The 11,349-nt window shown below is 49.8% G+C and carries 7 protein-coding genes, 1 tRNA gene and 1 rRNA gene; 7 read left to right on the forward strand and 2 right to left on the reverse strand.

Features of this window, described 5'->3' with window-relative positions; genetic code table 11:
• Positions 1-154: 154 nt before the first annotated feature.
• From purL to HPS57_RS08080, 4 genes are all read left to right on the forward strand, one after another.
• A complete protein-coding gene (purL, locus tag HPS57_RS08065) occupies positions 155-3,931 on the forward strand; it encodes a phosphoribosylformylglycinamidine synthase (RefSeq protein WP_172181938.1) in 3,777 nt (1,258 codons plus the stop codon).
• A gap of 156 nt (positions 3,932-4,087) precedes the next feature.
• A complete protein-coding gene (locus HPS57_RS08070; protein WP_172181942.1) occupies positions 4,088-4,678 on the forward strand; it encodes a chromate transporter in 591 nt (196 codons plus the stop codon).
• A gap of 58 nt (positions 4,679-4,736) precedes the next feature.
• Positions 4,737-5,309: a chromate transporter gene (locus HPS57_RS08075; protein ID WP_172181989.1), complete on the forward strand. Its 573-nt coding sequence runs from the start codon at positions 4,737-4,739 to the stop codon at positions 5,307-5,309.
• 70 nt (positions 5,310-5,379) lie between these two features.
• Entirely contained in the window at positions 5,380-6,543 is a 1,164-nt protein-coding gene (locus tag HPS57_RS08080) for an FprA family A-type flavoprotein (RefSeq protein WP_172181945.1), read from the forward strand.
• Between the two features lie 248 nt (positions 6,544-6,791).
• Here the strand turns inward: HPS57_RS08080 and HPS57_RS08085 are convergent, their stop codons facing one another.
• Positions 6,792-7,628: an OmpA/MotB family protein gene (locus HPS57_RS08085; protein ID WP_172181948.1), complete on the reverse strand. Its 837-nt coding sequence runs from the start codon at positions 7,626-7,628 to the stop codon at positions 6,792-6,794.
• Positions 7,629-7,804: 176 nt separating this feature from the next.
• Between HPS57_RS08085 and HPS57_RS08090 the strand changes: the two genes are divergently transcribed.
• The gene (locus HPS57_RS08090; RefSeq protein WP_253946498.1) at positions 7,805-8,470 is read left to right on the forward strand and encodes an isochorismatase family protein; all 666 of its coding nucleotides are present in this window, start codon (positions 7,805-7,807) and stop codon (positions 8,468-8,470) included.
• Between the two features lie 276 nt (positions 8,471-8,746).
• On the opposite strand, the gene HPS57_RS08095 is transcribed toward HPS57_RS08090, so the two are convergent.
• Positions 8,747-9,085, reverse strand: a complete 339-nt coding sequence (locus HPS57_RS08095) for a hypothetical protein (protein WP_172181951.1) — start codon at positions 9,083-9,085, stop codon at positions 8,747-8,749.
• Between the two features lie 428 nt (positions 9,086-9,513).
• Between HPS57_RS08095 and HPS57_RS08100 the strand changes: the two genes are divergently transcribed.
• Positions 9,514-11,042 (forward strand): 16S ribosomal RNA (locus tag HPS57_RS08100).
• Positions 11,043-11,274: 232 nt separating this feature from the next.
• Positions 11,275-11,348: transfer RNA gene (locus HPS57_RS08105), tRNA-Ile, on the forward strand.
• The last annotated feature ends 1 nt before the right edge of the window (position 11,349 follow it).

The raw sequence follows: 11,349 nt of genomic DNA on the forward strand, positions 1-11,349 counted from the left end.
AAAAATATTTTTGCAAGCCGTCATAAAAACGAATCCGCATTTTGTAGCCTCTATTAAAAAAACTTATATTATAACCTGCTAAAACACATTATTAATTAAAATTTTGTAACTTTGCGGAAAGTATAGATATTCAACAAAAAACATTATAGGAACAATGATTCTCTTTTTCAAGACACCATCACAGAGCATCATCGCAACGCAGATTGACCATCAGCCTGCCGCAGATGAAGTAAAAGTACTTTGCTGGCTTTACAGCAACGCGACACTTCTTGGTGACGCAGAATTGAAGGGCTTCTATGTAGGTCCGCGCCGTGAGATGATTACTCCTTGGAGTACGAATGCCGTTGAGATAACACAGAACATGGGTCTCAAGGGCATTTCGCGTATAGAGGAGTATTGGGTTGTTGATAGTGCTGACGCTGAGCATGACCCAATGCTGCAGCGTATGTATGAAGGACTTGACCAGGACATCTTCACCGTTGACATCAAGCCGGAACCGATCAAGCATGTCGAGAACCTTGAGGAATACAATGAGCAGGAAGGTCTCGCACTGTCAAAGGAGGAGATTGAGTATCTCCATAAGGTGGAGGAGGAGCTCGGACGCCCTCTTACTGACTCCGAGATATTCGGATTCGCACAGATTAACTCTGAGCACTGCCGCCACAAAATCTTCGGAGGCACATTCATCATCGATGGAGAGGAGAAGGAATCTTCACTGTTCCAGATGATTAAGAAGACTACCAAGGAGAACCCTAACAAGATTCTTTCCGCATACAAGGATAATGTGGCATTCAGTGCAGGTCCTGAGATAGAGCAGTTTGCTCCTGCCGACCACTCTCAGCCTGACCTCTACAAAGTGAAGACGGTGAAGTCTGTCATCTCTTTGAAGGCGGAGACTCATAATTTCCCTACCACAGTGGAGCCTTTCAACGGTGCTGCTACAGGCACCGGCGGTGAAATCCGTGACCGTATGGGTGGCGGTGTAGGCTCATGGCCAATCGCAGGAACAGCGGTTTACATGACTTCTTACCCACGCAAGGAGGGTACAAGCCAGGCTTGGGAGAAGATTATGCCTGTCAGAGAGTGGCTCTATCAGACACCGGAACAGATTCTTATCAAGGCTTCCAACGGTGCTTCTGACTTCGGAAACAAGTTCGGACAGCCACTGATTTGCGGTTCTGTGCTTACTTTCGAGCACCAGGAGAATGAGGAGCAGTATGCTTATGACAAGGTTATCATGCTTGCCGGCGGTGTAGGCTATGGCGTTGAGCGTGACTGTCTGAAAGGCGAGCCACAGGCAGGCAACAAGGTTGTTGTCATGGGTGGTGAGAACTACCGTATCGGTCTTGGTGGCGGTTCGGTGTCTTCTGTTGAGACAGGACGCTATTCAAGCGGCATTGAGCTTAACGCTGTGCAGCGTGCGAACCCTGAGATGCAGAAGCGTGCATACAACGTTATCCGCGCTCTTGGTGAGGAAGAGAACAATCCTATTGTATCTATCCACGACCATGGTTCGGCAGGTCATGTCAACTGTCTGTCGGAACTCGTCGAGGAGTGTGGCGGTCTGATTCACATGGACAAGCTCCCTGTGGGCGACAAGACCCTCTCTGCAAAGGAGATCATTGCCAATGAGTCACAGGAACGTATGGGACTTCTCATCGATGAGGCTGCCATAGAGCATGTGCAGAAGATAGCTGACCGCGAGCGTGCACCGATGTACACTGTTGGAGAGACTACCGGCGACCATCGTTTTGCTTTTGAGCAGGCTGACGGTGTGCGTCCGTTTGACCTCTCTGTCGACCAGATGTTCGGCAGCTCTCCTAAGACATTCATGGTTGACAAGACAGTGGAGCGCAAGTATGATGTCGTTACTTACGACCAAACTGGCATCTCTGCACAGTCAACTCTGAGCGATACTCTCACAGACTACGTCAAGAATGTCCTTCAGCTTGAGGCTGTTGCATGCAAGGATTGGTTGACAAACAAGGTTGACCGCTCCGTCACCGGTCGTGTGGCACGCCAGCAGTGTCAGGGCGAATTGCAGCTTCCACTCTCCGATTGCGGTGCTGTTGCCCTTGACTACAAAGGCGATAAAGGTATTGCAACATCCATAGGCCATGCTCCGCAGGCTGCACTTGCCAATCCTGAGGCGGGCTCTGTGCTCTCTGTTGCTGAGGCTTTGACCAACCTTGTATGGGCTCCTATGGCAGAAGGAACAGACAGCATTTCACTTTCTGCCAACTGGATGTGGCCTTGCCGTTCACAGGAAGGTGAGGATGCACGCCTCTATAAGGCAGTCAAGGCTCTCTCAGACTTCTGCTGTGACTTGCAGATTAATGTGCCGACAGGCAAGGACTCTCTGTCAATGACACAGAAATATCCTGACGGAAAGAAGGTCATCGCTCCGGGAACGGTGATAGTTTCTGCCGGAGGAGAGGTCAGTGATGTTAAGAAAGTTGTCTCTCCGGTAATCAAGGAGACAGAGGCATCACGCCTTTACTACATAGATTTCTCTTTCGACAGTCTGCAACTTGGCGGTTCTGCCTTTGCGCAGTCACAGGGAAAGGTAGGCTCTGACGTGCCGACAGTGAAGAATCCGGAGTATTTCCGTGACGCGTTCCTTGCTGTTCAGGAGCTTGTGAAAGAAGGGCTTGTGCTTGCAGGTCATGACATCTCTGCCGGCGGACTCATCACAACATTGCTTGAGATGTGCTTCGCAAACACCAAGGGCGGCCTTGAGCTTAACCTTGACAAGATTCAGGAGCAGGACATCGTGAAGGTTCTCTTCGCCGAGAATCCCGGTGTAGTCATCCAGGTCAAGGAGTCAGATGCAAACCGTGTGAAGAAAATCCTTGAGGATGCAGGTGTCGGATACGCTAAAATCGGTGCTCCGGTATGGAACAACGACCGCAAGATAACCATCACAAAGACCATGAGCAATGCTCAGGTGCCTAACGGAAAGATAGCCGAGCGCGAGATGACTTTCGAGTTCAACATCGACGAACTCCGCGATGTATGGTACAGCACATCATATCTCCTTGACCGTCGCCAGAGCTTTAACGGCAAGGCTGCCGAGCGTTTCGTGAACTACAAGAACATTCCTGTCGAGTGGTCTGTAAGCGGTGAGCCTCTCACTGTCACTCCTCGTCCTGAAGGAAAGCGTCCGGTTGCAGCCATCATCCGTGAGAAAGGAACCAACTCCGAGCGTGAGATGGCATACTCATTCTATATGGCAGGCTTCGATGTCAAGGACGTTACGATGACCGACCTTATCACAGGCCGTGAGACACTTGAGGAGGTTAACCTCATCGCATTCTGCGGAGGATTCTCCAATTCCGATGTCCTTGGTTCTGCTAAGGGTTGGGCAGGAGCATTCCTCTTCAATGCAAAGGCAAAAGAAGCACTGGACAAGTTCTATGCACGCAAGGATACTCTGTCCCTCGGTGTATGTAACGGCTGCCAGTTGATGGTGGAACTCGGACTGTTGAACAATACCACAGCGTCAACCGATGCACGTGACTATGCACAGATGCTGCATAATGATTCCCACAAGTTCGAGTCTGCATTCGTCACTCTCACCATACCACAGAACGACTCAGTGATGTTCGGCTCACTCTCAGGTGAGAAGATCGGCTGCTGGGTGGCTCACGGAGAAGGCAAGTTCTCATTGCCTCTTGCTGAGCAGGAATACAACGTTGTGGCCAAGTACAACCACTCCGAATATCCTGCAAACCCTAACGGCTCCGACTATAATGTCGCAGCCCTTGCAAGCAAGGACGGCAGACATCTTGCAATCATGCCACACCCGGAGCGCACACAGTTCCCATGGCAGTGCGGCTACTATCCTGAAGACCGCCGCCTGACAGACCAGGTGACTCCTTGGCATGAGGCATTTGTGAATGCACGCAAGTGGATTGAGAAGAACGCATAATACTTTTTCATTGAACGGCAGGTTCTGAAAGTCTTTCCGACAGATGTCCGTTGGCAGCGGCAAACGCTTTCCAACAGGATGTCATGACAGGAAGATATGATTTTCAGGACCTGCTGTATAACGTAATGATCGCCTTTGATTATTGGCAAATGGTTTATGGCAGAAGATAAGACAGACAAAGGACACCGCAGTTCCCCATACCGGCTTTTCAAGGTGTTCTTCCGTATCGGGCTTTTCACGCTTGGCGGCGGATATGGCATGATACCGATAATAGAGAGTGATGTGGTAGATAAAAACCGCTGGATAAACCGTGAGGAATTTATTGATTTGTTAGCTGTCGCACAGTCCTGCCCCGGGGTTTTTGCGATGAACATCTCCACATTCATAGGCTACAAGCTTCATAAGATTCCCGGGGCAGTCCTTGCCGCTTTGGGAGCGGCTTTGCCTTCCTTCCTCATAATCCTTGCCATTGCCGCATTCTTCCACCAGATTAATGATGTCGAGTGGGTTGCGGCATGCTTTAACGGCATACGCCCCGCTGTGGTGGCTCTTATCGCCGCTCCTACATTCAGTCTTGCAAAATCAGCCGGAGTGACACTCGCCAATTGCTGGATTCCGGCGGCTTCAGCCTTGCTGATATGGCTGTTGGGCGTGAATCCTATTTATATTATCCTTGCTGCCGGTGCCGGTGGGTATGCCTATGGCATGCTTTCTGAGGATGACAAAGGGGAAAAGGACATAAAATGAGAAACCATACATCCTGCCTGCATGTGTGGCAGGGCAGGGTGGCAAAAACGGAATCACAGTGATTTACCTGACATTATTCATAACATTCTTCCAAATCGGACTCTTCGGCTTTGGCGGAGGGTACGGCATGCTGTCCCTCATACAAAGAGAGGTGGTGACGCATCACCATTGGATGACATCTGCCGAGTTCACCAATATCGTGGCTGTTTCGCAGATGACACCGGGGCCGATAGGCATAAATTCCGCGACATATTGTGGATACACCGCAGTGCATAATGCCGGAATGGGTGGGGAGATGGCGGTTCTTGGCAGTTTCATTGCCACCTTCGCATTGTCATTGCCATCGTTCATTCTTATGCTTGTCGTGTCCAAAGTGTTCATGAAGCATAAGGACTCTGCCACAGTGCAGTATGTCTTCATGGGACTGCGTCCTGCCGTTGTAGGATTGCTTGCGGCTGCCACACTGATGCTTCTCACCGCAGAAAATTTCTCCACACCGGAGAACCCATGGTATTTTTATGTCTCCATAGCTATCTTTCTGGCATCGTTCATCGGCACTTTCTGGGTGAAGGTGAATCCGATCAAGATGATTGCCATGGCGGCTTTTGCCGGACTTCTGCTGCTTTGGTGAGAAAGATTGTGGCTGTCCGTATGCGAAGATGGAAAGGAAAACAAAAGAAACAAACATAACGAATAAAACAATGAAAGAAATAACATCTAAAATCAAGTATATCGGTGTCGATGACCTCGATATCGATTTGTTTGAAAGCCAGTATGAAGTGCCTAACGGAATGTCGTACAACTCATACGTTATCCTTGACGAGAAAATTGCCGTAATGGACACTTGTGACGGCAGAAAGGCAGAGGAATGGAAGAAGAACCTCGCAGAAGCACTCGCCGGACGCACCCCCGATTACCTTGTCGTGCATCACATGGAGCCTGATCATGCCTCTCTCGTTGCCGACATGGTCAATGAGTATCCGGAGCTGAAGGTCGTGGCGTCGGACAAAGCCTTGAAGATGCTGCCACAGTTCTTTGAGGGCATAGACATTGAAGGCCGCTCAGTGACAGTAAAAGAGGGCGACACACTCTGCCTTGGTGAGCACACTCTCACGTTCTATGCCGCGCCAATGGTCCACTGGCCGGAGGTCATGGTGAGCTATGACGATGTGGATAAGGTCGTGTTTTCTGCTGACGGCTTCGGCAAGTTCGGCGCATTGTCTGCCGATGAGGATTGGGCTTGCGAGGCACGCCGCTACTATTTCAACATTTGTGGCAAGTATGGCATGCAGGTGAAGCGTCTGCTTGACAAGCTCGCGACTCTCGACGTGAAGATAATCTGCCCTCTCCACGGCCCTGTTCTGACAGAAAACCTTGATTATTACATCGGGCTTTACAAGACATGGTCCACTTATGGCGTGGAGACAGAGGGAGTCCTTGTGGCTTATGCTTCCATCCATGGCGGCACAAAGGCTGTCGCAGAGCGCATGGCGGAGATACTCCGTGAGAAAGGTGCCGGCAAGGTTGCCGTGACCGACCTTTGCCGTGATGACATGGCAGAGGCTGTGGAAGACGCTTTCCGGATGGGGAAGATGGTCGTTGCCGCTGCCTCCTATGACGGAAGTGTGTTCCCTCCGATGCACGATTTCCTGCACCATCTGCAACTGAAAGGCTTCCGCAGCCGTCGTGTTGCCATTATCGAGAATGGCTCATGGGCACCTACTGCGGGCAGGGTTATGGCATGTATGATAAGTGATATGAAGGAAGTTGAAATCGTGGAGCCTATAGTGACAATCATGTCACGCATGAAAGCCGCAGACGAGCCTAAGCTCCAAGAGCTTGCCGATGCGCTTCTTGCAGAATAAGTATTGCAGGACAAACGCGGAACAGGCATCCGCATGATATAACTGGCAGAACCGGTTTTGAGGGATTTTCCCTCCGGCGGGTTTTGCCAGTTTTCTTTTTCACGTTTGCAAAGTTACAACATTTTGCACGCTTTTACAAATTTAATGGGGGTATACATGGGGGTACATAAAAAAACAACAGCAGGCAGGAGTAACCTTGTCTGCTGTTGCTGTATGTCCAGATATGTCGGATTTATCAACAAGTCCGATTACTTGTCTTCCGGAGCCTTGTCAATAAGCTCCATGAACTGGTCAAGTTTCGGAGTGATAATGATCTGTGTGCGGCGGTTGCGCTGCTTGTTTGTCTCAGAGCTGTTAGCCACAAGAGGGTTGTACTCGCCACGGCCACCGGCTGTAAGGCGCTTAGGGTCAACACCGTACTTTGTCTGGAGCTCCATGACTACGCTTGCTGCGCGGAGACAAGAGAGGTCCCAGTTGTTACGGATGTTCTCACGTGTGATAGGCACATCGTCAGTGTTACCCTCGATGAGGACGTCATAGTCCTTGTAGTCGGTGATGATCTTCGCAATCTTTGACAGTGTCTGACCTGCACGAGCGTTGATTTCGTAAGAACCGCTCTTGTAGAGCATGTTGTCAGCGAGAGAGATGTAGACAACACCCTTCAGCACCTGAACGTCAACCTCTTTCAAGTCCTCCTTGCTCAGTGAGCGTGTAAGGTTGTTTGTGAGGACAAGGTTCAGAGAGTCGCTCTTTGACTTCACCTCGACAAGGTGGCGTATGTACTGGTTTGACTCATTAATCTGGTCAACGAGCTTTGCGATGTTCACACTGTTTGCGGATGTGTTGTCAAGGCTCTTTGCGAGGTTATCCTGCAGAGTCTTGTTGACACCCTGACACTGTGAAAGCTGGTCCTGTAGGGAGCTGATGCGCGCATTGGCAGCAGCCAAAGCCTCCTTGCTTTCCTGATAGTTAGTTGAGAGCTTGGCATTCTCCGACTTACAGTTCTCAAGATCCTTCTTACTTGCACAGCTACCCATGAGAAGTGTGCCGGCAACCAAGGCGATTGCCATTGTTTTCATTTTCATAATGCTTCTTTCTTTTATGTTATTAATGTATTTGAATGCGAAATTACTACTAAGACGTTGAAAAAGACAAAAAGTTATATCCATTTTAGCATTTTTTGTAGAAAAAACACCATATTATAATTTTTATTTGTAATTTTGTACCGTTTTTTACAAAAACAGTATACAAACAAATAGAAATGAAAAAATTATTATTTTTGATTATGGCAATGATTGTCAGCGCGTCAAACGTCATGGCGCAGAAAACATGTAAGAATGACGCAAAGTGCATGAAGGGTAACAAGATGCTGCTGCTCGTTGACGTACAGTATGACTTCATCAACGGCTCTCTTGCCGTGAACGGTGCTCCGGAATCCATGCAGGCTCTCGCGGATTATATCGCGGCACAGCCGAAGGGGGCATACAAGCAGATTGTGATGACAGCCGATTTCCACCCATACAACCACTCTTCGTTCAAGCCGAACGGCGGTCTGTGGCCTGCCCACTGTGTGGAGCACACACATGGTGCGGCAATCTTCCAGCCGGTTATTGACGCTGTCCATGCTCATCAGGCTGATGCGCCGGTGCTTACCAAGGGCGATGACGTGAAGGTTGATGAATATTCAATCATGGCAAACAAGGCAAGTGCGGCAAGTCTTCAGCAGATTATCAAGGACAACGACATCCAGGTGATTGAGGTTGCGGGACTCTGTGGCGATTTCTGCGTAGGCAACACCATAAAGGATCTTGTGAAAGCCGGTTATGGAAAGAACATCTGTGTGCTGAAAAAGTATATCGGCAACATTGATGATGGCACTGTCCTCAATGGCATTGTCAAGGATAACAAACTTTGCGTGAAGGAGTAACTCTCCGGGTTTTCATATAAACCACTATATGGCGTGGCATGGATGCAAAAGGCGTTCATGCCACGTTTGCGTTTGCATGTGTGGCGGGCATAGGATATGATGCTGTTTTCGGATATATTGTTTTTTTATGGAGTCTATTGCTGTCGGTGGCATATTTCCCCATGTTATGTCACATTTTTCCGATTAGAAAATGCCCTGGGTTTTCTGATTCTGTATTTATCATAATGTGTGGAAACATGTCTTTTCCTTGTCAATTCCCACGTTCCGCACGTTAAATTATGGCATTATGGATACCTGAAGGTAACGTTTTCCTCTTCCTGTGGTGGCCTTTCGGGCTGTAAACCGCCATGGTTCATGCAGTGAAAGGTAACGGATGGCTGCCCTTTTCTGTGCGGAAAAATTTTGAGAGATGTTTAATTCGTTGGTTAACAGCATGATAGGTGAGATGTGACTTCCTGCGTTTTTCCGGAAAAACTTTTTCCAAAAATTCTGCAGGCGATTCTCAGAAGGCAAAAAAGCCTTGAGTTTTCTTATTCCACATAACCATGCATTTTCTTCATGTTTTCTCTCCATCTTTCCCACTCCATTTTTCCCCTCCACCTCATGCTTTTTCATGCTTCCTCCCGTTGTATCATGCTGTATCAATAAACCCTTCCTCTATAATATATTATAATGTGTGCCCCTCCCGGCCTGTTAATTTAAATCAACGAAAGGCGCAAAAAATGCCTTTTCCTGTAAAAAAATCCTCGGAATTCTTGCGAGATTGGCAAAAAAGCTATACCTTTGCACTCGCTTTTGAAAAACGCCTCCCTGCGAGGCAGTTGAGAAAGCGGTTCTTTGAAAGATTTGCAATACAGACAAGTAGTACAAGAGAAGCGACTTTCACCCTTCCTGATGAAGGGGCAATGAAAGTCAGGGTACAAGAAAGAAACCGTCAATCCGCTCTTCGGAGCGGCGAGACAAACGAGTAATTCTCCTTCGGCCTCGGATTCAGACAATTCTCCCACCTTATATTATATATAGGGATGTGGAAAAGATATTCTACTATGAAGAGTTTGATCCTGGCTCAGGATGAACGCTAGCTACAGGCTTAACACATGCAAGTCGAGGGGCAGCATGAACTTAGCTTGCTAAGTTTGATGGCGACCGGCGCACGGGTGAGTAACGCGTATCCAACCTTCCCATGGCTGCGGGATAGCCCGGTGAAAACCGGATTAATACCGCATGGCGTCCCTTGACGGCATCCGACAGGGACTAAAGTTTTTTCGGCCATGGATGGGGATGCGTCCGATTAGCTTGTTGGCGGGGTAACGGCCCACCAAGGCTACGATCGGTAGGGGTTCTGAGAGGAAGGTCCCCCACACTGGAACTGAGACACGGTCCAGACTCCTACGGGAGGCAGCAGTGAGGAATATTGGTCAATGGGCGGAAGCCTGAACCAGCCAAGTAGCGTGCAGGATGACGGCCCTACGGGTTGTAAACTGCTTTTATACGGGAATAACGCGCCTTACGTGTAGGGCTTTGCATGTACCGTATGAATAAGGACCGGCTAATTCCGTGCCAGCAGCCGCGGTAATACGGAAGGTCCGGGCGTTATCCGGATTTATTGGGTTTAAAGGGAGCGTAGGCCGCATGTCAAGCGTGCTGTGAAATGTCCGGGCTCAACCCGGGCCTTGCAGCGCGAACTGGCGTGCTTGAGTCCGCGGAAAGCAGGCGGAATTCGTCGTGTAGCGGTGAAATGCTTAGATATGACGAAGAACCCCGATTGCGAAGGCAGCTTGCTGCAGCGGAACTGACGCTGATGCTCGAAAGCGCGGGTATCGAACAGGATTAGATACCCTGGTAGTCCGCGCGGTAAACGATGGATGCCCGCTGTGCGCCCTTGTGGTGCGCGGCCAAGCGAAAGCGTTAAGCATCCCACCTGGGGAGTACGCCGGCAACGGTGAAACTCAAAGGAATTGACGGGGGCCCGCACAAGCGGAGGAACATGTGGTTTAATTCGATGATACGCGAGGAACCTTACCCGGGCTTGAACTGCAGCTGCATGGGGTGGAGACACCCCTTCCCTTCGGGGCTGCTGCGGAGGTGCTGCATGGTTGTCGTCAGCTCGTGCCGTGAGGTGTCGGCTTAAGTGCCATAACGAGCGCAACCCCTCTCTTCAGTTGCCATCAGGTGATGCTGGGCACTCTGGAGACACTGCCGCCGCAAGGTGCGAGGAAGGCGGGGATGACGTCAAATCAGCACGGCCCTTACGTCCGGGGCTACACACGTGTTACAATGGCGCATACAGAGAGCGGGTGCCATGCAAATGGCATCAAATCCTGAAAGTGCGTCCTAGTTCGGATTGGGGTCTGCAACCCGACCCCATGAAGCTGGATTCGCTAGTAATCGCGCATCAGCCATGGCGCGGTGAATACGTTCCCGGGCCTTGTACACACCGCCCGTCAAGCCATGAAAGCCGGGGGCGCCTGAAGTCCGTGACCGCGAGGGTCGGCCTAGGGTGAAACTGGTGATTGGGGCTAAGTCGTAACAAGGTAGCCGTACCGGAAGGTGCGGCTGGAACACCTCCTTTCTGGAGCAGCGAGGACACGGTCCGGTCTCGTCACTGCTGTCATTACTGACAGTGGCGACAATACTGACAATACTGATCATATAATATATATGTCCTTCGCTCACAGCAATAAAAAAGAAACAAAAGAAGAAAGATGCAGAAGGAAGTTTCCTTCCTGTGCCTTTCTCTTGTACGCCCTCTTGTCTGTACTCAATAATAGAGAAGGTTGAAGCGGAGCGTGAACTTTGCAGACAGTCCTATAGCTCAGTTGGTTAGAGCGCCACACTGATAATGTGGAGGTCGGCAGTTCAAGTCTGCCTGGGACTAC

The sequence above is a fragment of the Palleniella intestinalis genome (genome assembly GCF_013166595.1).
Classification (GTDB): Bacteria; Bacteroidota; Bacteroidia; order Bacteroidales; family Bacteroidaceae; genus Prevotella; species Prevotella intestinalis.

Bases quoted from the DNA above. Each gene is read 5' to 3' on its own strand.
- purL (WP_172181938.1), top strand. From the start codon at position 155: ATGATTCTCTTTTTCAAGACACCATCACAGAGCATCATCGCAACGCAG.
- HPS57_RS08070 (WP_172181942.1), top strand. From the start codon at position 4,088: ATGGCAGAAGATAAGACAGACAAAGGACACCGCAGTTCCCCATACCGG.
- HPS57_RS08080 (WP_172181945.1), top strand. From the start codon at position 5,380: ATGAAAGAAATAACATCTAAAATCAAGTATATCGGTGTCGATGACCTC.
- HPS57_RS08085 (WP_172181948.1), bottom strand. From the start codon at position 7,628: ATGAAAATGAAAACAATGGCAATCGCCTTGGTTGCCGGCACACTTCTC.
- HPS57_RS08090 (WP_253946498.1), top strand. From the start codon at position 7,805: ATGAAAAAATTATTATTTTTGATTATGGCAATGATTGTCAGCGCGTCA.
- HPS57_RS08095 (WP_172181951.1), bottom strand. From the start codon at position 9,085: ATGAAAAAGCATGAGGTGGAGGGGAAAAATGGAGTGGGAAAGATGGAG.